General features: G+C 59.3%; 22 protein-coding genes and 1 tRNA gene. 9 read left to right on the forward strand and 14 right to left on the reverse strand.

The window, feature by feature from the left end; translation table 11 throughout:
* Entirely contained in the window at nt 1–936 is a 936-nt protein-coding gene (locus tag QM007_RS07730; RefSeq protein WP_283489429.1) for a BsuBI/PstI family type II restriction endonuclease, read from the reverse strand.
* Complete coding sequence (locus QM007_RS07735) at nt 923–2,398, reverse strand: Eco57I restriction-modification methylase domain-containing protein (RefSeq protein WP_283489430.1); 1,476 nt, start codon at nt 2,396–2,398, stop codon at nt 923–925. Before QM007_RS07735 ends, QM007_RS07730 begins: the two co-directional genes overlap by 14 nt.
* A 220-nt stretch (nt 2,399–2,618) precedes the next feature.
* On the opposite strand from QM007_RS07735, the gene QM007_RS07740 reads away from it, so the two are divergent.
* Genes QM007_RS07740 through QM007_RS07750 form a run of 4 tightly spaced genes read left to right on the forward strand, consistent with a single transcriptional unit; the run spans nt 2,619 to nt 3,594 of the window.
* A complete protein-coding gene (locus tag QM007_RS07740; protein ID WP_283489431.1) occupies nt 2,619–3,005 on the forward strand; it encodes a VOC family protein in 387 nt (128 codons plus the stop codon).
* Nucleotides 3,006–3,009: 4 nt separating this feature from the next.
* Complete coding sequence (locus QM007_RS07745) at nt 3,010–3,270, forward strand: Mbeg1-like protein (RefSeq protein WP_283489432.1); 261 nt, start codon at nt 3,010–3,012, stop codon at nt 3,268–3,270.
* Nucleotides 3,271–3,296: 26 nt separating this feature from the next.
* Nucleotides 3,297–3,497: a hypothetical protein gene (locus QM007_RS11165; RefSeq protein ID WP_502949053.1), complete on the forward strand. Its 201-nt coding sequence runs from the start codon at nt 3,297–3,299 to the stop codon at nt 3,495–3,497.
* Entirely contained in the window at nt 3,442–3,594 is a 153-nt protein-coding gene (locus QM007_RS07750) for a hypothetical protein (RefSeq protein WP_283489433.1), read from the forward strand. The genes QM007_RS11165 and QM007_RS07750 overlap by 56 nt, the downstream gene beginning before the upstream one ends.
* On the opposite strand, the gene QM007_RS07755 is transcribed toward QM007_RS07750, so the two are convergent.
* The gene (locus tag QM007_RS07755) at nt 3,591–4,880 is read right to left on the reverse strand and encodes a cytochrome P450 (RefSeq protein ID WP_283489434.1); all 1,290 of its coding nucleotides are present in this window, start codon (nt 4,878–4,880) and stop codon (nt 3,591–3,593) included. The two genes, QM007_RS07750 and QM007_RS07755, sit on opposite strands and share 4 nt — an antisense overlap.
* A gap of 166 nt (nt 4,881–5,046) precedes the next feature.
* A complete protein-coding gene (locus QM007_RS07760) occupies nt 5,047–6,702 on the reverse strand; it encodes an L-lactate permease (protein WP_283491020.1) in 1,656 nt (551 codons plus the stop codon).
* Between the two features lie 506 nt (nt 6,703–7,208).
* Between QM007_RS07760 and QM007_RS07765 the strand changes: the two genes are divergently transcribed.
* On the forward strand, nt 7,209–9,665 hold the full coding sequence (locus QM007_RS07765; protein WP_283489435.1) for an ExeM/NucH family extracellular endonuclease: 2,457 nt from the start codon (nt 7,209–7,211) through the stop codon (nt 9,663–9,665).
* 81 nt (nt 9,666–9,746) lie between these two features.
* On the opposite strand, the gene QM007_RS07770 is transcribed toward QM007_RS07765, so the two are convergent.
* The 10 genes from QM007_RS07770 to QM007_RS07815 form a co-directional block, all read right to left on the reverse strand.
* Nucleotides 9,747–10,208: a hypothetical protein gene (locus QM007_RS07770; RefSeq protein ID WP_283489436.1), complete on the reverse strand. Its 462-nt coding sequence runs from the start codon at nt 10,206–10,208 to the stop codon at nt 9,747–9,749.
* 261 nt (nt 10,209–10,469) lie between these two features.
* Nucleotides 10,470–10,543, reverse strand: a tRNA-Pro gene (locus QM007_RS07775).
* Nucleotides 10,544–10,680: 137 nt separating this feature from the next.
* A complete protein-coding gene (gene der, locus QM007_RS07780) occupies nt 10,681–12,258 on the reverse strand; it encodes a ribosome biogenesis GTPase Der (RefSeq protein WP_283489437.1) in 1,578 nt (525 codons plus the stop codon).
* Nucleotides 12,259–12,354: 96 nt separating this feature from the next.
* On the reverse strand, nt 12,355–13,026 hold the full coding sequence (gene cmk, locus QM007_RS07785) for a (d)CMP kinase (RefSeq protein ID WP_283489438.1): 672 nt from the start codon (nt 13,024–13,026) through the stop codon (nt 12,355–12,357).
* A gap of 11 nt (nt 13,027–13,037) precedes the next feature.
* Complete coding sequence (locus QM007_RS07790) at nt 13,038–14,192, reverse strand: prephenate dehydrogenase (protein ID WP_283489439.1); 1,155 nt, start codon at nt 14,190–14,192, stop codon at nt 13,038–13,040.
* Nucleotides 14,192–15,286, reverse strand: coding sequence for a pseudouridine synthase (locus QM007_RS07795; RefSeq protein ID WP_283489440.1), 1,095 nt, complete (start codon nt 15,284–15,286; stop codon nt 14,192–14,194). Before QM007_RS07795 ends, QM007_RS07790 begins: the two co-directional genes overlap by 1 nt.
* A gap of 17 nt (nt 15,287–15,303) precedes the next feature.
* Nucleotides 15,304–16,104: an SMC-Scp complex subunit ScpB gene (gene scpB / locus QM007_RS07800; protein ID WP_283489441.1), complete on the reverse strand. Its 801-nt coding sequence runs from the start codon at nt 16,102–16,104 to the stop codon at nt 15,304–15,306.
* Nucleotides 16,101–16,931: a segregation and condensation protein A gene (locus tag QM007_RS07805; RefSeq protein ID WP_283489442.1), complete on the reverse strand. Its 831-nt coding sequence runs from the start codon at nt 16,929–16,931 to the stop codon at nt 16,101–16,103. The genes scpB and QM007_RS07805 overlap by 4 nt, the downstream gene beginning before the upstream one ends.
* Nucleotides 16,932–17,084: 153 nt before the next feature.
* A complete protein-coding gene (locus QM007_RS07810; protein WP_283489443.1) occupies nt 17,085–17,945 on the reverse strand; it encodes a ParA family protein in 861 nt (286 codons plus the stop codon).
* A gap of 209 nt (nt 17,946–18,154) precedes the next feature.
* Complete coding sequence (locus tag QM007_RS07815; protein WP_283489444.1) at nt 18,155–20,065, reverse strand: propionyl-CoA synthetase; 1,911 nt, start codon at nt 20,063–20,065, stop codon at nt 18,155–18,157.
* A gap of 250 nt (nt 20,066–20,315) precedes the next feature.
* On the opposite strand from QM007_RS07815, the gene QM007_RS07820 reads away from it, so the two are divergent.
* Genes QM007_RS07820 through QM007_RS07835 form a run of 4 tightly spaced genes read left to right on the forward strand, consistent with a single transcriptional unit; the run spans nt 20,316 to nt 24,634 of the window.
* Nucleotides 20,316–20,996, forward strand: a complete 681-nt coding sequence (locus QM007_RS07820; protein ID WP_283489445.1) for a GntR family transcriptional regulator — start codon at nt 20,316–20,318, stop codon at nt 20,994–20,996.
* 52 nt (nt 20,997–21,048) lie between these two features.
* Nucleotides 21,049–22,566 carry an MmgE/PrpD family protein gene (locus QM007_RS07825; RefSeq protein WP_283489446.1) on the forward strand — a complete coding sequence of 506 codons (1,518 nt, stop codon included), beginning with the start codon at nt 21,049–21,051 and terminating at the stop codon, nt 22,564–22,566.
* On the forward strand, nt 22,566–23,477 hold the full coding sequence (gene prpB, locus QM007_RS07830) for a methylisocitrate lyase (RefSeq protein WP_283489447.1): 912 nt from the start codon (nt 22,566–22,568) through the stop codon (nt 23,475–23,477). Before QM007_RS07825 ends, prpB begins: the two co-directional genes overlap by 1 nt.
* Before the next feature lie 20 nt (nt 23,478–23,497).
* Complete coding sequence (locus QM007_RS07835) at nt 23,498–24,634, forward strand: bifunctional 2-methylcitrate synthase/citrate synthase (RefSeq protein ID WP_283489448.1); 1,137 nt, start codon at nt 23,498–23,500, stop codon at nt 24,632–24,634.
* Nucleotides 24,635–24,660 lie beyond the last annotated feature (26 nt).

A 24,660-nucleotide genomic window follows, 5' to 3' on the forward strand; every position in this document is an offset into this window, starting at 1 on the left:
TTAGCTGTAGGGGCCCATGAAACGTGAACCGTTGAGATGCAACATGTGGGTTGGCTCTTCAGCAATCCAGGCTTCAGTCTCCCACGCCAAATCAGCGATAAACTTGCGAAGCGTTGAACGGTTCGGAAAACAAGAAACGTAGACCAGCCCCGCAGAAGTCTGTGAAAATAGAGATTCAAGTTCTGAATAACGCCAATGGTCGATAGGGCCGTGCGTCGAACATGCTTCTATCAGAAATAACCAATGTTTATCAGGCTGGTAGACGATAAGGTCTGGCATTTTTCCGTGGTCAGGCAATTCAACGCCTAGCTGACTGAGGCGCTGTTTATCATAAAGATCTTCTTTGCTATCGGCATCCCCGATGTATAGAACCTGAGCATCAGGAATAAACTGCGGGCAAAAATCAGTGATGATCTTTTCAATAAGCTGGTTCTGCCCGCCTCGTTTTAGAGAAACTTGTTCGCCCTGGGGCAGAGTTACATTGAATCTAGATAGTTCTCTAGCTTTAGCATATTTATCGGTAAGAACAACTTTAGATTTTAGATATTTTTCTATTATTTTCTCGCTACCATCACGCTGATAAGAGCGTATAACGGCGAGCGCTTCATCAGAGAGTCGATAGACATTTTTCGACGAATTTGTTGGCCTTCCGGGGTTATCATCGTTATGTAAACAGAAGCCAGCTTCAACAAACTGTTTCAATACGAATCGTCTGATGGTTTCTCGAGTATTTTCAGCAACCTGAAAATCCAACTCGTTCCGCATCCAGTCCATAATGGAGCGGACGCCCATACGTGGGTTACTTGCCGCATCCCACTTCTGGTCTGGGGTGAGCTGGGCTAAAGCTAGGAGGGTTCTTGCGGCCATAATATTTGTGCGCTGACGGTCAAACCCTAATTTTTTGAGGAGTTCCTGTGCGTCGTTAAGCTGCGGCATGAGATTCTTCCTTATCACCAAGAACTTCCTGCACAGCTGCGTCAGGTTCCATACCGGTGCGTGCTAAGTCTAGGAGCTGCTGTACAGAGGGGTAAGGCATCATGCGTAAATCTGTGGCATTTACCTGAGTATGGCCCGAAAAAATACGGAAATATCTATCAACATAGCTTGAGTTCAGCCAGAGCGTTAGCCCTAAAGCCAGGTCGGGGGGAAGCCCCTCCCCCTGGCGGTGAAAGTAGTTTGTCTTATTGTCAAAGGCCACTAGACCCGGTGATTCCCATACAGCTGCTGTGACTCTCCGTTTTTCTTCTTTAGCACTAAATCGCTTTACTAATACGAAGGAGCCTGGCGCAACGGTGTTCTTATCATCCGGTGTGACACGGTAATACTGAGGTTTCTTCAAATCTATTTTGGGGTGCTGAAGGTTCCCGGCTGTAAAGTGTGCTGGATATACCATGGGAATGGTTTGGTCAGTTGGTTGAGACTGAAGTTTACCTTTATTCCTAAAGTCAACCACTTTCCCAGTTGATACCTGCAATCCAAGATCGCTGAGCTTATTGGAAGCCCGTGCCATCCAAGCAATAATCTCTTCATCTTCTTGATGGGCTGGAACGAAGATTACGCCCTGAGATTCGACGGCTTCTCTAGTAACGGTTCGGGTCTTGGTTTCCTGCCCTTGCGCTACTGAGCTGCTAATCAGCACGTGTTCGGTTGGCAGGTTATTCTCGAACTTAGTGATGACCGACTCTTGCAGTACTCCGGTGTCTTTAAATACTTCTTTCCGGGACTTAAAGGTATGGATATGGGTAAGTGAACAGGTACGATGCAGAAGCTCTCTGTACTGTTGAAAATAGGGACCGTTCATCCATGAGCGGGGGGTAATTGCAATAAGCTGCCCATCAGGTGAAAGCATCTGTGCACCAAGGGCAACAAATGCAGCATACAAGTTAGGAACATTTACATCATGCACTCTCAGATGCTTTGCTTCAGCGCTTGACGCAGCTATCTTCGCATAAGGAGGATTCATGATGACCACGTCAAAGTCCTGCTCCTGTGGATCTCCCGAGCTCATAAGGTCCTGGTACGCCCAATACACAAAATCTTGTTGCTGGACAGTGTAGGTGAAATCTCCCAGGTGAGCCTCAGCATCAGCGAGAGCGGCTTCAAGAGTTGCTAACAGAGAAGGGTCTTTTTCGATAGCTACGACGTGGATAGGTATCTGGGGTAAAGCTTCTCGAATACGTTGGCCTGCTGCTATAGCCAACACGCCAATACCTGCACCGGGATCGAGAATTCTGATTTCTTTTTTCTCTGCTAGTGGTGAGACGTTTACCAGGTCTGCCATAATTTCCGCTACCGCGATGGGCGTGAAGAACTGCTCAAATTCACTCAGATTTTCTAGACCTATGCGCTGAAGCGTTGAAGTACGCACATTTTCTGTACGTTGAAGCAATGTATTCATGTAACAGGCCCTCTAGTTGGTGCAGTAGGTCAAGTTTAGATAGTTCTAATGACCGTTGTTAAAGTTTACTGAACTGCTTCTATATCTGCATAGGAGCTATATGCAGCTTGCGATTCCTAGTCTCTACTCTTGACTGCATCTATGAAAAGATAGGAGTTATGACTTCCGCTTTCCCTCCAGCCTCCGCGCCCACCCACTGCCTGCATCTGGGTTGACGGTGATGCCGCCGAGGCCCGCCACCTACTACTTCCAGGCCCTGCCGCTGACCGCGTCCGCACCGGGTGCCGGCGTCACCACCCTCAGTATCGATGGTACCGACCTGCTCCTGCTGGGGGCGGACGCCACCTACTCCCCTAACCCCTCAGTCTCGGGTTTCTTGCGCTTCAGCTCTGAAAAGTTCGGTAGCCGGGGGCAGGCCGAAGAGGCCCTTCGCACTGTCTATGCAGCCACCGGTGAGGGCGGGGAGCTCATGCCCTTGCAGGCCTACCCCTTCGCGCCCCTCTTCGCCTGTATGCGGGCTGCCCCTCGATATGGTTGCCGAGCACCATGCCGCGTTCATCTACGGGGTGGGGGCTGGCCAGATTTACCAGGAGTTCTCCAGCGATAGCGACTTGCGGGCTAACTGGTTCTTAGCCACCGCCCAGCGGCTGCAACTACTCAAGCTAGTGGCAGCGTCCGCCCATTTTGCAGGGCTGAGGTTCTACCGCTATGAGGCAAAGCAGGACGACGCGGTACACGCTGCCAGTATGCAGAGCGAGCTCGCCCAGGGCCGTATCGATCAGCTCATTACCTTTGATTCGCCGGGTTTTGTCCCTGAGTTCCTCGATAGCCCCGGCTACCAGCGCACCCTGGCAAAACAGTGGAGTACATAACCGCCGATAGCATTGTAGGGTGCCTGATGTTCAAGCAGGGCAGCCCGCAGGTGGTGGCCAGCAGTTTCTTCGGCCTAGTTCAGCATTCTGTTTTTAACTGGCATACCGATGCCCAGGGGCATTTCACCCTGTCTGAAGCTCCTACCCTAGCCAGTGACCGGGTTGAAAACGTTGACCAGAGCCTGGCTAGAGCGCCATTCCCCCGAAGAGGTTCAACAGGTCATTGATATCTGTTTTAGCTTGGCCTTGGACGAGGGCTACACCAGTCTGCTAGCTATTAGCCAAAATATCGTTCCCTTCATGCGGGGCGGACGCCTGCCCTAGCTGACGGTGACCCGCACGCCGGTCTTGGGGCGGGTCAGCAGCTGGGTCATGCTGAAGGTGGTGTCTTCGGCGTCTTCAGAGATTGTGACGTTGTCGGCTGAGAGCGCTGCGATGGTGGAAGACAGCGCAGCAACCGCAATCTTCTCACCGGGGCAACGGTGGCCGCTCAGCACGTCGCCACCGCCCTGGGGGACGAAACCCTTGATGGCTTCATAGTCGGGCTGGTCGAGGAAACGCTGGGGGTCGAAGCTGGTGGCATTCTTCCACAGCTGAGGCGAGGTGTTGGTGCCCAGCACATCTAGCAGCACGCGCTGGCCCTTCTGAATGGGGCAACCTGAGAGTTCGCTGTCCTCCTTGACCAGGCCGGGCAGCATGGGCACGAAGGGGTACTTGCGGCGGGTCTCCTGAGCGAAGGCAACAGCTTCGGGAATGTTGACCAGGCGGCCGTCAGCGTCCTCAACAGCCTTCTTGATCTTGGCAGCCCACTCGGGGTTTTCCACCATGGCAACTGCGGCAAAAGCTGCGAAACGGGAGACAGCTACAGTGGGACGGGTCAGGTTCTGCAGTTCAATACCGGCCAGCTTAGCGGTAACCAATTCTCCCTTCTCATCGCGCAGGTCAGCCATGTGACGCACTACAGAATCAGGTTCGACGGTCAGTTCACCGGAGCGAACCTTTTCGATGAGCTCTTCTGCCCAGGCGTCCAGTTTCTTGCGATCGATCCAGGAGAGCACGTTCTGCTTGAACTCACCGAAGGTGTCGAGCAGGTGGCTCATCTGGGTAGCACGCTTATTCAGCTCCCGGTCGGACGCGGGCACCCCAGCCCAGCGGAAGGCAGCCCGGCCGTAGGCCACCGCAACATCGTCGTAGATGTTACCGGGGTTGGTCTTCCAGCGTTCGATCAGGGCCTTCATCTCTTCTTCAACGAAACCCTTAAAAGCCTCAACACGCTCGTCGTCGTAGGCCATTTCAGCCATCTTGGCCTTGCGGACCTTGTGGGCTTCCCCATCGAGGGTGTGCACGGCACCTTCGCCAAAGAGTGGCCCCTGGATAGCTGCGGGCATGGCGCCGTCGCGGCTAATCTTGGTCTCGTCGTAGAAGAAGTCCACGGCTTCTTCGCCGCGGATGAGGGTTGCGGTGCCGCCCAAAGCCGGGAAGGTGACAGGGCAGTGCGACTCTGCCGACACCCCGGCCTTGCGGCGCTGGTGTGACATGAAGAGGTAACCCTGCTTGATGAAGCTGGGCAGCTGGTCATTCAGTAGATTTTTTACGGGTGTGATGCTCATACCAACAGTTTACTTTCTTTCAGGGGGTATTTAGACCAGCTCGTCAAGCGAGTTGTCTTTCACTTTGCTAACAGTAAGAAGGACGCCCGCCCCACCTCCCTGCCTCAGACAGGAGAAGGTGGGGCGGGCGTCCTTTTCTAGCTAAACCAGAAACAGAGCCAGTGGCTTAGGCGGGCATCACCAGTGAGAGCACGTAGACCCAGACACAGAGGACTACCACCAGGGCCAGCGAGTACTTGATGGCTGCATTGGTGATCTTTGATTCCTGGCCAGACATATTCACCGATGCTGCCGCAATCGCGATGGACTGGGGCGAAACAACCTTTGCCGTCACACCACCGGCGGTGTTAGCTGCAACCAGCAGGCCGGAGTTGGCGCCGATCTGGCTTGCGGTGGTGGACTGTAGGCCGGCAAAGAGGGTGTTGTTGTTGACCACTGAGCCGGTGACGAAGACGCCAATCCAGCCGATGATGGGCGAGAAGAGCGGGAAGATGGAGCCGACAGCTGCCAGGGCCAGAGCCAGGGCGGAGGACATGCCACCGAAGTTCATGACGTTAGCAACGGCCATGACCAGGCAGATGAGCAGGATGGGCTGCCAGAGCTGCTTCCAGGCACCGCCGAGTTCTTCGAAGGCTGCCTTCCAGCTGATGTTGGAGATAGCGATGGTAATCAGAGCTGCAACCAGAATAGCAGTACCAGAGGCGCCGAGCATGTTCCAGTTCCACACGGCCTTCATGGCGGTTTCTTCTGCCACGATGGGAGCAACCTGGGAAATCTGGCCATGCAGGGCGGGCATCTGGATAGGGATGGTGGTCCAGTTTAGAGCACCTGCTGCGCTGGTTTCGGTCTTAGCCTTGACCAGCCCCTTAATGAGGGGGGTCGACCAGAGCAGAATCATGATGGACAGGATGATGAAGGGGCTCCAGGCCTTGACGACACCAGAGAAGGTGAAGCCGCTGGGGCTCTTCCCAAGTTCTTCGAGGGAGGGCGCGCCGGGTTCGCGGTAGATGTGGGCGGGCTGCCACTTCATCATAGTAACGGCCAGCAGGATCAGACCGAGCAAGTAGGGGATAATGTCTACCAGTTCGGGGCCGATGGCCAGCAGGACGCCTGCCTGGGCAGCGGAGACGATAACACCCAGCCCCAGGGCGACCAGGCCGGTTTCTTTGAGGCCGCGGACGCCGTCCAGCATCATGACCAGCAGGACGGGAATGAAGATGGTGATAACCTGCAGCACCCAGACCATCATGGAGTTCAGTTCAGCCTGGGGTACGCCGGAGACGGTGGAGCCGGTAAGGACGGGGATGCCGATAGCACCGTAGGCACCCGAGGCGACGTTGGACACCAGGGCCAGCAGACAGGCCTTGACGGGTTCAAAACCCAGGGTAACCAGCAGGGCTGCACAGATAGCAATCGGAATGCCGAAGCCTGCGGCACCTTCGATGAAGCCACCGAAGCAGAAAGCAATCAGGAGTACCTGGATGCGCTGGTCAGCTGAGATGCCGGAGACTGAGCTGCGGATTACCTCAAAGTTACCGGCGCGGACGGTGATGCGGTAGAGCCAGACGGCCATGAGCACAATCCAGCCGATGGGCCACATGCCAGAGAGGAAGCCGTAGCCGATGGCTGAGAGGGATGAGGCAAAGGGCATGCCGAATACGAGGACGGCCAGAGCAACTGCTGATGCCAGGGCTACCAGGGCTGCGTGGAGGCCTTTCATTTTGAGGGCGGTGAGCCCCAGGAGGAAGACGAAAATCGGCACTGCCGCTACGAGGGCTGAGAGTGCCTGGTTGTTCAGTGGGTCATAGACCTGCTGCCACATGAGTATGGGTTCCTTAGCTGCGGAGGTTTGTTCCATGGTTGGTTTTGTGTGCTGTTTGCACTTTCCTACCTCCCAAATTACCACTAATTCACACACAAAACTGACAAAAACCGACTCACCGCGGGGGGATCTGTGAAGGTAAAAAATGACCCAAGTGAGCCTGTCTACCCCACGAACCTCAAAGGAGGTCAAAAAATCCTCAAACCACCTAGTGGAAGCGATGTTTTCTCAGGGCGGTAACATGTGCCAACCCAGTTAGAAACACCCTAACCCTTACACCGTGGACTTGCTTACATCATCAGTAAATTCACCCCTCACTAGATGACAGGGTAGCAAACCCCACAGATTCACACACCTCGAACACTGGTGGGCAAAAATTAACCACCCTGCCACTTAACTTTCAACCGAGGACTTTAAATTTTGAGTAGGTGGGTGCCTAGAATAGTGTGATGCGGCCATGAGCCATATCACCACACATCTACTAAAATTGCTCCCCAAGGATTCTCATGCTTGATTTCCCACGCCTTTCCCACCATCGTGCGGCATTTGCCCTTCTTACCTCTACCGCTACCCTTGCGCCTCTCATGACGGCCCTGCCTGCTCAGGCAGCCGAACTAACCCCCATTGCTGCTATTCAGGGTACCGGCTCAACAAGCCCCCTAGCCGGTCAAAGCGTCACCACCCGCGGTGTCGTCACAGCTGTCTATGCAGAAGGTGGTCTGCGCGGCTACTATCTACAGACCGAGGGCACCGGGGCGGAGAGTCGCACCCCCGGTGCTTCTGACGGCATCTTCGTCTACTCCCCCAGCACCGTGGCCCAGGTTGCTCAGGGGGAGCTCGTTGAAGTGACCGGTGCGGTTTCTGAGTACAACGGCCAAACCCAGATTACGGTTTCCCGCACGGCTGACCTCACCGTCCTTGCTGCCCCCTTTACCCCTGTCACCCCGGTGACCGGCCAGCTACCTGAGGGTGACGAGGCCCGTGAAGCCCTCGAAGGTATGCTTCTACAGCCCACCGGTGATATCACCGTCACCGATAACTACAATACCAACCGCTACGGTGAGGTGGGTCTTGTCAACGGCACCCAGGCTCTGCGCACCGCCACCGATGTGGTGGCCCCCGGCGCAGCAGCCCTCGCCTATGAGGCCGAGAACGCGGCTAAGGTAGTCCTGCTTGATGACGGCGCGACCGTAGATTACACCCGTGCAGGCACCGGCACACCGCTGCCCTATATCTCCACCAGCAACCCTCTGCGCGTCGGAGCTGCCGTCAGCTTCAACAACTCGGTTGTCCTGGGCTACTCTTTCAACGCCTGGCGTCTGCAGCCCACCGCTCCAGTCAACGGCGTAACCGACCCCACTGCTCTACCGGCGTCCTGGTCCAACACCCGCACAGCGGCCCCTGATGTAGCCAGCGAGCACAGTATCTCTAGCTTCAACGTCCTCAACTACTTCACCACCGTGGGAGACACCGTCGCAGGCTGCAAGTTCTACACCGACCGCGAGAAAAACCCCATCACCGTCAGCGGCAACTGCGCGGTTCGAGGAGCCGCAACCCTAGCTAGCTTCGAGCGCCAGCAATCCAAGATTATACAGGCTATCAACAAGATCGATACCTCTGTGCTCTCTCTGGAAGAAATCGAGAACACTCTCGCCACCGGTCACGATAACCGGGATATCGCCCTCAATAAGCTGGTTGAAGAGCTCAATAAGGACGCCGGCTACGAAAAGTGGGCGGCTGTTGCTTCCCCCAGCGCTCTGCCTGCCAGCGAGGACGTCATTCGCACCGCCTTCATCTACCAGCCCGCTGAGGTCAAACCTGTTGGTGAGTCAGCGATACTCGACGATGCAGCCTTCTCTAACGCCCGCCAGCCCCTGGCCCAGGCTTTTGCTCCGGCAGATGCAGCAGCAACCAGCGGTGACGATGTCTTTGTAGCTGTTGTGAACCACTTCAAGTCCAAAGGATCCGGTAGCGGGGCCGACGCTGACCAGAATGACGGCCAGGGTAGCTCCAACGCTTCACGCGTCGCCCAAGCCACCGCCCTGGTGAACTTCGCTGCGACCCAGGGTGAACGACACAGCACCGACAACATCATGCTCTTAGGTGACTTCAACTCGTATACCCAGGAGGACCCCATGCAGGTGCTTTATTCCGCCGGTTACACCAACCTGGGTGAGAAGTACGACGCAGGCCACACCTACCTGTACGGTGGCCGCGCTGGCTCGCTCGATCATATTTTGGCGTCCCCTGCCTTGGCAGAAAAGGTAGAGAGTGCTCAGGTCTGGAACATCAACTCAGTTGAGTCTGTAGCGCTTGAATACAGCCGTTACAACAGCAACATCACCGACTTCTACGAGGCTAACGAGTTCCGCTCATCAGACCACGACCCTCTGCTGGTCGGTATGAACCTGTCTCCCGAGCCGATTTCTTTTGTTGATGTTACCGAAGCCGATATTTTCTACCGTGAAATCATGTGGCTGGCTCAGCAGCGCATCACGACCGGCTGGGCAGACGGCACCTTCCGCCCCTACGACCACGTTGACCGCGGAGCTACAGCAGCTTTCTTCTACCGTCTAGCGGGCTCCCCCGCCTTTGAGGCCCCCGAGACCCCCTCTTTCAAGGACGTAGACCAGACCCACCCCTTCTACAAGGAAATTGAGTGGCTCAAGGCTGAGGGTATTACCACGGGCTGGGGCGACGGTACCTTCCGCCCCTTCGAACCCATTAAGCGCGACGCTATGGCTGCCTTCTTCTACCGCTACGCGGGTGAGCCCTACTATGTAGCGCCTAAGGGGTCACAGTTTGTGGATGTTCCCGAGAGTACCATTTTCTACCGTGAAATTATGTGGCTGCGTTCTCGCGGTATCACCACGGGCTGGGGCGACGGTACCTTCCGTCCCTACGAGCCTATTAAGCGCGATGCCATGGCCGCGTTTATCTACCGCTACGCTCACAACAATTAGCAGTTGCCTTACACCTGCCTGTGAGTGCTGCTAGATAGCAGTACGACCGCCCGCTCCGACTACTTCGGGGCAGGCGGTTCTTTATAGTTTGATGCGGTAGCGCTGTGTGCTCGGTTTCTCTGCTAAATCGGTGAGGGTTCTCTCCAGGCTGGTGATGCGGATGCCCGGGGCGAGCACGGTGGTATCGGTAGGCAGATGCAGCTCCCCGTGGTGCACGGTGTAGTCTTTGGCGCGGGTACGGTGGTAGCAGTAGACGTGTACAGTCTCGGGCAGGCTTTCTAGGGGCAACCCGTGGAGCAGGGCGGCTGTCTGGTGGGAGAAGATAATTCCGGGGTAGGACGCCGCCAGGGCCAGTACCCGGGCAAGATAGACTTCTTCCGGCGTGAGACTATCCCAGTCGGTGCGGTGCAGGTAGAAACCGCGTGCTACCCGCCGGTAGAGCCCCCGCGCTATTGCGGCCTCAAGCTGGTAACGGTTAGGGTAGCGGGCGGCGAGCTGCTGGCAGGTGAGCAGTTTCTGGTTGAGTTCTTCTAGCTGAGTCATGCCACTAGGCTAGAAAAACCGGGGCTGACCAGTACAGGCAGGGGTGCCCTGTGGATAACCCTGTAACCGCACCTACCCCGTATTTTCCAGGAAAACCCGGGGTGCGGGCGTCCGCACCTCCCCGAAAACGGTGGAGCCGTGACGCGACTATGACGCCCGGTAAGCGATATCCACAGGGCAGCTTCACCAGCTAGCCCCGCTCTTCAGGCAACAAAAAGCTCCGGCCACTAGGTTTTACCCTAGTGGCCGGAGCTTTATCTGTCGGGTTGACAGGATTTGAACCTGCGACCCCTTGACCCCCAGTCAAGTGCGCTACCAAGCTGCGCCACAACCCGATTGTCTCTCGTGAACTTTACCGTTCCCTTGAGCACTCGTACAACTATACACACCTCTTTGAGAGAGTGCAAAATCGAAAACCGGGTTTTTGGGGCTTTTTTGGAGCGTTTTAGGTCACACTTCAAATAGGCCGGTGTTAGCGGCGTCCGCCCTTACCTGACTTACCGCTCTGGCGCTCCCCCAGGCTGCGGCGCTCACGCACGCGCATGGTGATGTCGATGGGGGTGCCGGTGAAGTCGAAGGTTTCACGCAGACGACGAGCGATGAAGCGGCGGTAGCCGGGATCGAGGAAGCCAGTGGTGAAGAGAACGAACTTGGGCGGGCGGGAGGACACCTGGGTGCCGAAGAGGATACGGGGCTGCTTACCGCCACGCAGGGGGTGGGGGTGAGCTGCCACGATTTCGCCCAGGAAGGCGTTCAAGCGGCCTGTGGGGATGCGGGAGTCCCAGGAGTCCAGGGAGTGCTCCAGGGCAGGAACCAGCTTGTCCTTGTGCCAGCCGGTCTTTGCTGAGATGTTGACGCGAGGTGCCCACTTCACGTGGGCCAGGTCGCGCTCAATTTCGCGTTCGAGCATTTCGCGGCGGTCTTCATCGAGGGTGTCCCATTTGTTGAAGGCCAGCACCATAGCGCGGCCGGCGTCCACAGCCATCTGCACAATGCGGACGTCCTGCTCGCTCAGGGGCTCAGAAACATCCAGGAGCACTACGGCTACCTCGGCGCGTTCGATAGCGGTCTGGGTACGCAGGGAGGCGTAGAAGTCTGCACCCTTGGCCATGTGCTGGCGGCGGCGGATACCTGCGGTATCGACGAAACGCCAGGGGCGGCCACCCAGTTCAACGATTTCATCCACGGGGTCACGGGTGGTGCCTGCCAGGTCGTTGACCACGGCACGCTCTTCACCGGCCAACTTGTTGAGTAGGGAGGACTTACCGACGTTGGGGCGGCCGATCAGGGCAATACGACGGGGGCCGCCCAGGGCCTCGGGCTCGGCGTACTGGGAGTGCTCGGGCAGCACCTCCATCATGGCGTCGAGCATATCGGCCAGACCGCGCCCATGCAGGCCAGAGACCGGGTAGGGCTGGCCCATACCCAGTGACCAGAGGGCGTGGACTTCGGGTTCCTGGTGGCTATCGTCAATCTTGTTGGCAATCAGCAGGATGGGCTTGTCGACGCGGCGGAGCATACGCACAATCGCTTCATCGGTGGCTGAAATGCCAACCATGGCATCTACCACGAGCAGGACGACGTCGGCGTGGGCAACAGCGATTTCGGCCTGAGCCGCAACCTGCGCGTCAATGCCCTTGGCGTCTGCTTCCCAGCCGCCGGTGTCGACCAGGGTGAAGTCCTTGCCGTTGTGTTCGGCCTTGTAGGAGACACGGTCGCGGGTGACGCCGGGCTTGTCTTCAACCACGGCTTCGCGGCGGCCAAGGATTCGGTTGATGATGGTGGACTTACCGACGTTAGGGCGGCCCACAATGGCGACAACGGGGTCAGCTTCCTGGTTGTCGTCTTCGTCAATGTCGAAGCCCCAGGAGCCCAGTAGGGCGCGGTCTTCTTCGTCCAGGTCGTAGTCTTCCAGGCCAGCGAGCAGAGCTTCTGCGCGCTGGTTGGCGGTTTCGTCGTCAATTTCGGCCAGGCGGTCCGATACGTCATCGTCGCCGCCGCCGAGGAACTTGACCTCGTAGTCGTCGTGGGGGGTGAGTTCGTCGCTCATGGGCGATACCTCCTGTGGTGGTTTCCGGCGGGTGCCGGTGCGTTGGTAGATAAGTTTAGTTCACGGTGGGGCGGACGCCTGCACGCCGCCCGGTCACTAGCGCTTGAGTTGGCCTTCGACGGCTTCGATGACCGCTGCGATGGTTTCTTCGAAGTTGAGTTCTGATGAGTCAACGAGGGCTACGCCTTCGGCGGCTTCGGTGAAGCTGGTGACCTTGGAGTCTTTGGCGTCGCGGGCTGAGACCTGGGCTGCGAGCTGCTCGGAGTTCTGGGTGCCGCCTAGCTGTAGGCCGCGGCGGGCTAGGCGCACTTCTTCGCTGGCGGTGAGCAGGACGCGGGCGTCAGCGTCGGGGGCAACGACGGTGGTAATGTCGCGGCCTTCTGCCACTATGCCGGCCTTAGCGCGGGCGATGAAGTCCCGCTGCAGGTCGATCAGGATCTGACGGACGTCCATATTCGAGGCAACAACAGAAACAGCCTCAGAGATGCGGGGTTCGCGGATAGCCTCGCGCACGTCTACTCCCCCGACCTCGATGATCTCTTCGTCGGGGCTGGTGCCCTGCACGTAGGGGAAGCTGCGGGCGGCAGCAACCAAGGCTGCGGCGTCCTCGGTGTTGACCTGAGTATCCAGGCAGTACCAGGTCAGGGCACGGTACATAGCGCCGGTGTCCAGGTATTCGAGCCCGTAGTGGCGAGCCACGGCCTTAGAGACCGAGGACTTGCCGGAGCCAGAAGGGCCGTCAATGGCGATCACGAGCTTGTCAGACATAGTTTTCTTCCTTACTTGACGACCTTCCAGCCGCGGCTGGTGAGGTCTTCGATGAGTTTTTCGTGTTCATTGGGGTTGACCGAAATTTCGGCCATGCCGACCTGGGCACCGGGTGAGTGTTCCAGGCGCAGGTCCTCCAGGTTGACGCCCAGTTCGCCGATTTCAACCAGTAGGCGGGCCAGGGTGCCGGGGGTGTCGTCCACCAGCACGGTCAGCTGGGCAAAGGCGGAGGGGGAGCCGCCGTGCTTGCCTGGTATGCGGGCCACACCCGAGTTACCCTCGCTCATGAGCTGGGCGATATCGAGGCGGGCACCGGTAGCGGTGGGGGCTTCCAGGGTGCTGATCAGGCGCTCTAGGTCTTCGCGCACCCCGTAAAGGGTCTGTACCACGGGCTCCGCGTTAGCCGAAAGAATCTGCACCCACAGTCCGGGGTCCGATGCCGCGATCCGGGTAGTGTCACGTAGCCCCTGCCCGGCCAGCCCCAGGGCGTAGAGGGGGGTATCCTGCAGGCGGGAGGCCAGCAGGGAGCTCATCACCTGGGGCACGTGCGAGATCAAGGCAACGGTGCGGTCGTGCTCTTCCACATCCATATGGGTGATGGTTGAGCCTAGTTCGGTGGCTAGCTGTTGGGCTACCTTGACCAGTTCGGGGCGCACCATCTCGTGGTCGCAGAGCACCCAGGGGCGGGCTGAGAAGAGCTCACCGCGGGCAGCCACGGGGCCCGATTTTTCGCGCCCGGCCATGGGGTGGGTGCCCAGGTAGCGGCTCACATCGGCCCTTGCTTCCCGCACCGCGCTCAAAATCTCCGACTTCACCGAAGCTATGTCGATGACAAAGGACGCCGGGTAGTCGGCGAGCGCGCGCGCCACCAGGTCGGCGGTGACGTCCGGGGGTGCCGCAACGACGACCAGCTGAGGGGTAAGTTCCAGCTGGGTGGAGGCGCCCTGCCCTGTTTTCCCTTGCCACTCGTTGGCTAGGGCCCGCAGGGAGGTGCCGGCGCCGATGTCTTCGGCGACGGCTTCGGTGGTGGGCGAGATATCGGAGATGTAGACCGTGTAGCCGCGGTGGCTCAGGCCCAGCCCGATGGAGGCACCCAGCAGGCCCGCGCCAATCACCAGGACGGGGCCGTGCAGGTGGGAGTCGAAGACGGTGGGTGAACCGCTCATTACATGCCTACCGAGGCCAGCAGCTTACCGATTTCGACTTTGGAAAGATTGCGGACGGTGCCCTGCTTCTGGGAGCCGATGTGGATGGGGCCCATTTCGACGCGTACGAGCTTCTCGACGGGGTAGCCGACGTGTTCGAACATGCGGCGGATGATGCGGTTCTTGCCGGAGTGGATGGTGACCTCAACGAGTACGTGGCCGGGGGTTGAGTCAACCAGCTTGAACTCGTCAACGCGGGTGACACCGTCCTCCAGGCGCAGGCCCTTCTTCATGGCTGCACCAATACCGGGTTCCATGGGGCCGGGTACCTGCACCAGGTAAGTCTTGGGCACCTCGTAGGAGGGGTGGGTCAGGCGGTTGGCCAGCTCGCCGTCATTGGTCAGCAGGAGCAGACCTTCAGTTTCAACGTCCAGGCGGCCCACGTGGAAGACGCGTTCGGTCATGGATGAGCGCAGGAAGTTGGAGATGTTGGGGCGGCCGTCGGGGTCGTCCATGGCTGAGATGACACCGGCGGGCTTGTTGAGCACCATGTAGACCAGCTTGTCGTTGGTCTGGATGGTCATGCCGTCGACCTGGATGGTGACCTGGTCGGGGTTAACGCGTACGCCCAGTTCGGTCACGAGGGTGTCGTTGACGGTCACGCGGCCCTCTTCAATCATTTCTTCGCAGACGCGGCGGGAGGCCACACCGGCGGATGCCATAATCTTCTGCAGGCGGACGCCCTCGTGGTCGTAGAAGGGGTAGTGGTCGACGGGTGCGTTCTTGGGGCGGCGCGGACGGTGGGGGCCAAAGTTCTTGGAGCCGCGGTTAGCGGGGCGGAACTCGCCCATTTCCTTAGCGAAGGGCTGCCCTGAGCGGAACTTGGGGCCCTTACCGGTACCGGCCTTGCGGGGGCCGCCGGGGGTTCCGGGCTTAGCGCCCTTGTTGCCCTTAAATCCGCCCTTGGATGCGCCGGACTTACCGGCACCGCCAAAGCTCTTACCACTGCGTCCTGCAGAGCCGTTGCCGGTTGCGCCGCGGTATTCGTTGTTCTTGCCGAAGCCGCGGCCTGCGCCGCCGCGTCCGTGGTTTCCGCTTCGTCCTTGTGCTGCCATGATGGTCTCGCTTTCTTTTAGTTGGGTGTAATGTCTAGGTTTTCGGTGCTGGTTACCTGGTCCGGCTCGGGTAGGTAGGGGGCCAGGGCGGGAAGCTCGTCAAGGGAGTTCAGCCCCAGCTTTTCCAGCAGGGTGTCGGTGGTGATGTACTGGGTGGCCCCGGTTTCATCGGGCACGGTCTCGGTAATGAGACCGCGCTGTAGGAGGTTGCGCACCGCTGTGTCTGCTGAGACACCGCGTACCTGGGCGATGTAGGCCCTGGTGGTCGGTTGCTGGTAGGCAATGACGGCCAGGGTTTCGAGGGCTGCCTTGGTGAGTTTGACGGTCTGGGCACCCACCACGAACCGGCTGACCCAGGGTGAAAAATCAGCCCGAGAGTAGAGCCGCCAGCCACCTGCCACCTGGCGGAGCTCAAAGCCGCGGGGCTCGTGGGTGCCGGTGGCGTCGTCGTAGCCGTCGTAGTCGCGCATCAGCTCGTCGAGGGCTGTTTCAATAGCCCGCTCTGAAACGATCAGGGCAGCGGCAAACTCGCGCACGCTCACCGGCACATCGGCAACCGCCAGGATCGCCTCGATGGCGGCTTTCACGCCACCTGGCTGGAGTTCTACTCGGGCAAGATCGTGGGCGGACGCCGCCACCTGCGGGGTGGCTTTCGTTGGCTTAGCAACGGGTTGGGGTGCCACCGGGGAGGTTTCTTCTGGCACTGGCTCAGGCTGCGGTGCTGGCTCAGCTTCGGGCTCCTGCTCCGGTTCAGCCTCCCAGCTGCCAGAGAGCAGAATCTTGAGGTCATCGTCGGTGTAGTCGGGGTTCCCGTTCATTCTGTCTCTCCTTCCCTGTGGGCGGTTGCTGGGCTTTCAAGGCGCAGGGTGATGGGGCCCAGTGCCTGGCTCTGTTCTACGGCGAGTTTGCCTTCTTTATAGAGTTCTAGCACCGCAAGAAAGCGGACGGCCACGACTTCGCGGCTGGCGGCATCCGCGCAGGCCTCGGCGAAACTCAACTGTCCACCGCGCTCCCCCAGCTTGGCCAGTAGTGTCGCTTCTTCGGCTGCGATGGTGGTGGCCGGGGTGTAGATGTGGCCGGTGTCGATGTGTTCGGGTTCCGGCTCGATGTCGGGGTCTTCGTGCAGGCGCAGGGCGCGGGCGGCAATCTCAGCAAAGGCCTGCGGGGTCAGGTCAAAGACCAGCTCGGGTAATACCTTGGTGAAGGCCGGTTCGAGGGCTACGGTGCGGGAAAAGCGCTGGTTTTCTGCGGTGAAGCGCTCTTCGAGCACGCTTGCCACCTCGCGGTAGGCCCGGTACTGAAGCAGGCGGGCAAAGAGCAGGTCGCGGGCTTCAAGCAGGTCGGGGTTGGAGGCTAGAGCTTTGTCGCTGCGCGGGAGCAGTCGCGCTGTTTTGAGTTCGAGCAGGGTGGAAGCGGTGACGAGGAAGTCGCTTGCGGTGTTGAGGGCGGCGTCGCTGCCGTCTTCAAGTAGGGGTCGGATGTAGGTGAGAAATTCGTCGGTGACTTCGGCCAGTGCGATATCGGTGATATCGAGTTTGCGGCGGGAAATCAGGGTGAGCAGCAGGTCGAAGGGTCCTTCAAAGTTGCTCAGGGTGAGCGTAAAGGGCGCAGGTGCGCTCGGGGTAAGTATGTTCGGTACCGTCACGGCAGCGAGTCTCCTGTGGATCTTTGAGCCAGGATTCGGCGGCTTCTCATAAGCCGTTCTTTTTTCTGTGTTTTAACTATTGTGCCCGCCTGCCCCGAGGTTCTTCAAGGGCAGCCGGGCAAAAGTAGCCTAGAGCATAGGGGGCAGGTGCGCTTAGGGAGCGCCGCCGCGGGAGATTAGCTCGCGGGCCAGCTGACGGTAGGCCTCAGCACCGGGGTGGTTCGAGGCGTACGACAGAATAGGCTCTGCCGATACGGAGGCATCGGGGAACTTAACGGTGCGCTTGATGACGGTGTCGAATACCTTATCGCCAAAGGCGTCGACAATGCGGGCCAGCACCTCTTTTGAGTGCAGGGTGCGGGAGTCGAACATGGTGGCCAGCACGCCGTCGATTTCGAGCTTGGGGTTCAGACGCTCCTGCACCTTTTCAATGGAATCTACTAGCAGGGCTACCGCGCGCAGGGCGAAGAACTCGCAGATGAGCGGGATGATGACGCCGTGGCTGGCGGTCAGGGCGTTGACGGTGAGCAGGCCCAGGGAGGGCTGGCAGTCAATCAGGATAACGTCGTAGTCGTTTTCGACCTTGCGCAGGGCACTGGCAAGCACCTGTTCACGGGCGACCTCGTTGACTAGCTGCACTTCGGCTGCAGAGAGGTCAATGTTGGCAGGCAGCAGGTCGATGTTCTCGAATTCGGTGCTCTGGATAACCTCGCGGATGTCGACCTTGCGGTCCATCATGACGTTATAGACGGTGAGGTCGAGTTCGTGGGGGTTAGCACCGAAACCAGCGGAGAGGGCGCCCTGGGGGTCGAAGTCAACGAGTAGGACGCGGCGTCCGGCTTCTGCAAGCGCGGCACCGAGGTTGATGGTGGAGGTGGTTTTTCCGACGCCGCCCTTTTGGTTGACCATAGAGATGATGCGGGCGGGCCCGTGGGTGGAGAGGGGGGCAGGGTCGGGGTAGATGCGCAGGGGGCGGCCGGTGGGGCCGAGCTGCTCAGCGCCGGTTTCAGTCACTGTGTTTCACCTTTGGTTGGGTTCAAGACTTTTACCTACCAGTTTAGCCGGTGGGCGCAAGTCATCTGCCTCGTTTAGCTCAGCCATGGTTCTCATAGACCTCCAGCAGCTAGCGTGGAAAGACTCAACGAGCGCAAGGACGCCGCACCCCACTCCCCTGCATCTAGTGCAGGAAAGAGGAGGGCGGCGTCCGCACCGAAAAGCTGCCGCTAGCTACGCAGCACCTTAGCGATATCGTCCAGCACGCTCATATCTTCGATGGTGGAGGGCACGGTGTACTGCTCGCCGTCGGCAATCTGGCGCATGGTCTTGCGCAGGATCTTGCCGGAGCGGGTCTTGGGCAGGCCGTCCACAATCTTGACGTCCTTGAAGTCAGCTACCGCACCGATGTCATTGCGTACGCTGGCGATCAGCTCAGTAGCCAGCTGCTCTTCACTGATCTCAGCACCAGCCTTGAGCACCACATACCCGGCAGGGCGCTGGCCCTTAAGCTGGTCAGCAATACCGATGACGGCACATTCCGCAACGGCAGGGTGACCAGCCAGTACCTGCTCCATAGCCCCGGTGGAGAGGCGGTGGCCAGATACGTTAATAACGTCGTCGGTCCGCCCCATCACAAAGACGTAGCCGTCTTTATCGATGTAGCCAGAGTCGCCGGTGGTGTAGTAGCCGGGGAAGGCGTCGAGGTAGGAGGAAATGTAGCGGTTGTCGTTGCCCCAGAGGGTGGGCAGGGTACCCGGGGGCATGGGTAGTTTGATGGCAAGGTTGCCCTCTTCGCCGGGGCCGACGGGCTCACCGAAGGGGTCAAGCACCTGCAGATTGTAGCCGGGTGAAGGAACAGAGGGTGAGCCGGGCTTCAATGGCAGGGCTTCTAGGCCGCGGGGATTAGCCGCAATGGCCCAGCCGGTTTCGGTCTGCCACCAGTTATCAATCACGGGCACGCCCAGTTTCTCGGTGGCCCAGTGATAGGTTTCGGGGTCCAGGCGCTCACCGGCAACAAAGAGCAACTGCAGAGAAGAAATATCGTAGCCACCGAGCAACTTAGCTTCGGGATCAGCCTTGCGGATGGCTCGTAGGGCGGTGGGAGCGGTGAAGAGGGACTTAGCGCCAGATTCCTGGATAACGCGCCAGAAGGCACCTGCGTCCGGCGTCCCCACGGGCTTGCCCTCATAGAGCACGGTGGTTGCCCCGGCCAGCAGGGGCCCGTAGACAATGTAGGAGTGGCCCACCACCCAGCCCACGTCCGAGGCACACCACATCACTTCGCCGGGGCCCACGTTGTAAATATTTTTCATGGTCCAGGTCAGAGCTACGGCATGACCCCCGTTATCGCGCACTACACCCTTGGGCGAGCCAGTGGTGCCAGAAGTGTACAGAATGTAGAGGGGGTCGGTGGCCTTCACGTCGACAGGCGCGTGTGGCTGGGCTGCTTCAACGGCCTGACCCCAATCTAGCCAGGTCACGCCGGTGGAGTTCTCTTCAGCCCGGCGCACAGCATCAGATACCGAGTTTTCAAAGCCCTCACGCTCGAAAACCAGTACGGTGGCAGGCTTGGTCTGCGATAGCTCAATAGCTTTTTCAACGGCAGGGATGTACTCAATACGGCGCTTGGGTTCCACACCACCAGAGGCGGTCAGGACGACGGTGGGCGAGCAGTCGTTGATACGGCTAGCTAGCTCGTTGGGGGCAAAACCGCCGAAGACCACCGAGTGCACAGCACCCAGGCGGGCAACTGCCAGCATAGCCATAGCGGCCTGGGGAATCATGGGCATATAGATGAGCACACGGTCGCCTTTTTCTACCCCGGCGGACGCCAGCGCACCGGCAATTTTTTCTACCTCACCTTTGAGTTCTGAGTAGGTGATGTTCTGGCGGGTGCCAAGCATCGCCGAGTCGTAGGTGATGGCGGTGCGATCGCCGTGGCCGGCTTCTACGTGGCGGTCAACGGCGTTGTAGCAAGTGTTGAGGGCGCCGTCGGGGAACCAGCGGTACAGAGGGGCAGCATCGCTATCGAGGGCGCGGCTTGGTTTGGTTGACCAGCTAATAGCTTGCGCCTGTTCCAACCAGAACTCTTCCTGGTTGTCGATGCTGCGGGTGTAGGTGTCAGCGTATGTTGCCATGTGGGGTGCTCCTTTACGGACGCCGGTGGTGGGTTGTCATGAGGGAGTGACTCCAACCTAGTGCCAGGGGTCACATTTGGCAAGGTTTTGTATACAGAAATTTGTGAAACTGGCGAAAATGACACATTATTTCACGCATGGTCCGAAAATTTTTCCCCTTTTGTATACAAAACTCGGGTCGGTGTTTTAGAGTGGTCACAACCGCCAATTTCAGTGCAACACATCACAAAACTGTGAAAGGAGAGAGCGAATGAGAGCTGGTGAACTGGCCTATCAGAGCCTGCGCAGCGACATCATGGAGGGAATGCTCGCTCCCGGTTCTGTGATTGCAGAGGTAGAACAGTCAGAGCGCCTAGGGGTCTCTCGCACCCCCGTCCGCGAAGCTATATCCCGCCTTCTCGCCGAAGGTCTTGCCGAACCGGCGCCGGGCCGCGGCGTCATCGTAGCACCAATTTCTCTAGCGAACGTGTACGCCCTCTTTGAGCTCCGCACCTCGCTCGACAGCACAGCCGCTGCGCTTGCGGCACGTCGAGGCGATTCCAAGGTCTTCAAAGCGCTGGCACAGGCCTTTGAAGAGGCATCATTCGCCCTGCACCGCGGAGAAGCCTCGCTGGCGGAGTACTACTCCCTGGTGGATGAGCTCGATACCGCGATCGACGCGGCAGCCAACAACCGCTACCTGCACCAAGCACAGACGTCCTTGCGCACCCAGCTCACCCGCATCCGCAAGCTTTCTAAAGCCAACCCCATCCGGCTAGAGCAGGCGGCTGAAGAGCACGCCCAGATTGCCCGCTGCATCGCCTCCGGCGACCCACAGCTTGCTGAAGCCGCTACCCGTCTGCACCTGGCCAACGCGCTCTACGCCATCGAAGAGGCCGCAGCCTCCCAAAGCCAGCACAGTCTTTTCAACCACCCGGAACCAACAGCCTAAGAAACCCTCACCGGCGCCGCTGCCGGTAGGAACAACGTGAAAGGAAACATCAGTGACCAAGCTGCACTCCGTTCGAGTTTATAAGTCCGAAGAAAACCTGCCCCGCGAAGACCAGCTCGCCTACAAGCTCGCCCAGGTAGCCACCGACCCCGTTGAGGTGCTCCCCGAGGTCGAAGAGATGGTCATCAACCGCATCATCGACAACGCCTCTGTCGCTATCGCTTCTCTCAACCGCGGCCCCATCATCTCCGCCCGCGACCAGGCTCTTACCCACGCCCACTCCCCCAATGGCAAGGGCGCAGCCATCTTCGGTGTGCCCACCAGCACCAAGGTTTCCCCCGAATGGGCAGCCTGGGCCAACGGCGTGGCAGTGCGCGAACTCGACTACCACGACACCTTCCTGGCCGCAGAATACTCCCACCCCGGCGACAACATTCCCCCGATTCTGGCAGTAGCCCAGCATGTAGGTTCCACCGGCCGCGACCTGATTCGCGGTATCGCTACCGGCTACGAGGTCCAGGTCGACCTGGTCAAGGCCATCTGCCTGCACAAGCACAAGATTGACCACGTCGCCCACATCGGTCCGTCCTCCTCGGCTGGCATCGGCACCCTGCTGGGCCTGGACACCGAAACCATCTTCCAGGCCATCGGCCAGGGCCTGCACACCACCACCGCAACCCGCCAGTCCCGCAAGGGCGAAATCTCCACCTGGAAGGCCCACGCCCCCGCCTTTGCAGGCAAGATGGCAGTTGAAGCGGTTGACCGCGCTATGCGCGGCCAGACCTCCCCTGTGCCGATTTACGAGGGTGAGGACGGCGTCATCGCCTGGATGCTGGACGGCCCCGACGCCCACTACGAAGTGCCCCTGCCCGAAATTGGCGAGCCCAAGCGAGCTATCCTCGACACCTACACCAAGGAGCACTCCGCTGAATACCAGGCCCAGGCATGGATTGACCTGGCCCGCAAGCTGCACCGCGAACACCCCGAATTCGCCAACCCCGAGAACATCGAGTCGATTGTTCTTCACACCTCCCACCACACCCACTACGTCATCGGCTCTGGCGCCAACGACCCCCAGAAGTACGACCCCACCGCCACCCGCGAGACCCTGGACCACTCCATCCCCTACATCTTCACCGTTATGCTGCAGGACGGCGAGTGGGATCACGTCGGCTCCTACGCCCCCGAGCGTGCCCAGCGCGAAGACACCGTAGCCCTCTGGCACAAAGTCACCACCGCCGAGGACGCCGAGTGGACCCGCCGCTACCATTCCAACGACCCCGCAGAAAAGGCCTTCGGCGGCCGCGTTGAAATCAAGCTGGCTAACGGCGAGACCTTCAGCGAAGAAATCGCTGTGGCGGACGCCCACCCGCTCGGTGCCCGTCCTTTCGCCCGCGAGGACTACATCAGCAAGTTCCGCAAGCTGGCCGAAGGCAAGGTCTCTGAAGAAGAGCAGAACCGCTTCATCGAGGCCGCCGAGAACCTGGCTAACCTGGGTGCAGGTGAGCTGGACGCCCTCAATATCACCGCCTCCATCGACCTTGAAACCGGCAAGAAGGGTATCTTCTAATGCTGTACGCTTCAAAAACCGCAGCCGAAAAGCGCAAGGATCTGCGCGAGATGCTGGCTAGCGACCAGATTCGCCAGTTCCCCGGCACATACACCCCCATTTCAGCCCGCCTGATCGAGGAAAAAGGCTTTGACGGTATCTACATCTCCGGTGCGGTGCTGGCCAACGAGCTGGGATTTCCGGACGTCGGCCTCACCACCCTCTCCGAGGTAGCCCAGCGCGCAGGGCAGATTGCCCGCATCACCAATCTGCCCGCCATTGTGGATGCCGACACCGGCTTTGGTGAGCCCATGAACGTGGCCCGCACCATCCAGGAGTTCGAAGAATACGGCCTGGCAGGCTGCCACATTGAGGACCAGTTCAACCCCAAGCGCTGCGGCCACCTCGACAACAAGAACATGGTTGACCTTGAAACCGCGACCAAGCGAATCAAGGCAGCAGCCGAGGCCCGCCGGGATGAGAACTTCCTGATTATGGCCCGCACCGACCTGCGCGGCACCTCTTCCCTTGAGGAAACCATCAACCGCATCAAGGCTCTGGTCGATGCCGGTGCCGATGCGATTTTCCCCGAGGCCATGAAGAATCTCGACGAGTTCAAGGCTGTCTGCGACGCTGTAGACGTGCCGGTTCTTGCCAACATGACCGAGTTCGGCAAGAGCGAGCTCTACACCAAGGAACAGCTGGCTGAAGCGGGTATCTCAATGATTATCTACCCCGTCACCCTGCTGCGCTCCTCGCTGGGAGCCATGGAACGCGTCCTGGAAACCATCGAGCGTGACGGTACCCAGGAGGCCTACGTGGACCAGATGTTCACCCGCTCCCGCCTCTACGACCTGGTCGACTACGAGGCCTACAACCAGTTCGACACCGGCATCTTCAACTTCGAGGTTCCCGGTAAGTTCGAAGCCTAAACGCACAAGGAGAAACAGACATGAGCGACAACGAGGTCAAAAAAGGTCTGGCCGGTGTAGTTGCTGACTATACCGCCATCTCAAAGGTCAACACAGAAACCAACTCCCTGCTCTACCGGGGCTACCCGGTACAGGAACTGGCAACTGTTCCTTTTGAGAAGGTAGCCCTGCTGCTCTGGAACGGGGAGCTACCCACCGACGCAGAGCTGGCAGAGTTCACCGCCTTCGAGCGAGCCCATCGTGAGCTACCGGCAGCGTTGAAGGCAGTCATCGACGCCCTGCCCACCAACTGCCACCCCATGGATGTCTGCCGCACAGCGACCTCCTTCCTGGGCGCAGCCGACCCCAAGAGCGAGGATCTCTCCCCCGAGACCGAACTGCTCAAGGCCAAGGAACTGTTCGCGGTCATGCCGGCTGTCGTCTGCTACGACCAGCGTCGCCGCCGGGGCCAGGGCGTCATTGCCCCGCGCGAAGACCTGGACTACTGCGATAACTTCCTCTACATGGCCTTCGGCGAAGTCCCGGCCCCCGAGGTCAAGACCGCTTTCAACGTCTCCATGGTCATGTACGCCGAGCACTCCTTCAACGCCTCTACCTTCACCGCCCGCGTCATTACTTCTTCCCTCTCAGACCTGCACTCAGCCGTCACCGGCGCTATCGGTGCCCTCAAGGGCCCCCTGCACGGCGGCGCCAACGAGGCTGTGCAGCACACCTTCGATGAAATCAGTGTGATCGAGGGTGAGTCCCAGGCGGACGCTAAGGCTCGTGCAAAGGCATGGATGGAGGCCGCCTTGGCAGAGGAGAAGAAGATTATGGGCTTCGGTCACCGGGTCTACAAGAACGGCGATTCCCGTGTGCCCACCATGCAGAAGTCCTTCTTCGACATGGTCGAATACTACGGCCGCCACGACATCATCGGCCTCTACCAGGGTCTGGCTGAGGCAATGGACGAGGCTAAGGGAATCAAGCCCAACCTGGATTACCCTGCTGGCCCCACCTACCACCTGATGGGCTTTGACACCCCCACCTTCACCCCCATCTTCGTAGCTTCCCGCATCACCGGCTGGACCGCCCACATCTTGGAGCAGCGCGCAGCGAATTCGCTGATTCGCCCGCTCTCTGCCTACAACGGTGTGGACGAGCGCCACCTGAGCTAAGTCTCCACCCTTAGCAGCGACTCGCT

The organism is Rothia sp. SD9660Na, from assembly GCF_030064065.1.
Lineage (GTDB): Bacteria > Actinomycetota > Actinomycetes > Actinomycetales > Micrococcaceae > Rothia.

Excerpts from the sequence above, each read along its gene's own strand:
- QM007_RS07740 (WP_283489431.1), top strand. The coding sequence starts at position 2,619 with ATGCCGCCGAGGCCCGCCACCTACTACTTCCAGGCCCTGCCGCTGACC.
- cmk (WP_283489438.1), bottom strand. The coding sequence starts at position 13,026 with ATGTCTGACAAGCTCGTGATCGCCATTGACGGCCCTTCTGGCTCCGGC.
- QM007_RS07815 (WP_283489444.1), bottom strand. The coding sequence starts at position 20,065 with ATGGCAACATACGCTGACACCTACACCCGCAGCATCGACAACCAGGAA.
- QM007_RS07765 (WP_283489435.1), top strand. The coding sequence starts at position 7,209 with ATGCTTGATTTCCCACGCCTTTCCCACCATCGTGCGGCATTTGCCCTT.
- scpB (WP_283489441.1), bottom strand. The coding sequence starts at position 16,104 with ATGAACGGGAACCCCGACTACACCGACGATGACCTCAAGATTCTGCTC.
- QM007_RS07760 (WP_283491020.1), bottom strand. The coding sequence starts at position 6,702 with ATGTGGCAGCAGGTCTATGACCCACTGAACAACCAGGCACTCTCAGCC.
- QM007_RS07755 (WP_283489434.1), bottom strand. The coding sequence starts at position 4,880 with ATGAGCATCACACCCGTAAAAAATCTACTGAATGACCAGCTGCCCAGC.
- QM007_RS07735 (WP_283489430.1), bottom strand. The coding sequence starts at position 2,398 with ATGAATACATTGCTTCAACGTACAGAAAATGTGCGTACTTCAACGCTT.
- QM007_RS07835 (WP_283489448.1), top strand. The coding sequence starts at position 23,498 with ATGAGCGACAACGAGGTCAAAAAAGGTCTGGCCGGTGTAGTTGCTGAC.
- der (WP_283489437.1), bottom strand. The coding sequence starts at position 12,258 with ATGAGCGACGAACTCACCCCCCACGACGACTACGAGGTCAAGTTCCTC.
- QM007_RS07795 (WP_283489440.1), bottom strand. The coding sequence starts at position 15,286 with ATGGCAGCACAAGGACGAAGCGGAAACCACGGACGCGGCGGCGCAGGC.
- QM007_RS07730 (WP_283489429.1), bottom strand. The coding sequence starts at position 936 with ATGCCGCAGCTTAACGACGCACAGGAACTCCTCAAAAAATTAGGGTTT.
- prpB (WP_283489447.1), top strand. The coding sequence starts at position 22,566 with ATGCTGTACGCTTCAAAAACCGCAGCCGAAAAGCGCAAGGATCTGCGC.
- QM007_RS07820 (WP_283489445.1), top strand. The coding sequence starts at position 20,316 with ATGAGAGCTGGTGAACTGGCCTATCAGAGCCTGCGCAGCGACATCATG.
- QM007_RS07790 (WP_283489439.1), bottom strand. The coding sequence starts at position 14,192 with ATGAGCGGTTCACCCACCGTCTTCGACTCCCACCTGCACGGCCCCGTC.
- QM007_RS11165 (WP_502949053.1), top strand. The coding sequence starts at position 3,297 with ATGTTCAAGCAGGGCAGCCCGCAGGTGGTGGCCAGCAGTTTCTTCGGC.
- QM007_RS07770 (WP_283489436.1), bottom strand. The coding sequence starts at position 10,208 with ATGACTCAGCTAGAAGAACTCAACCAGAAACTGCTCACCTGCCAGCAG.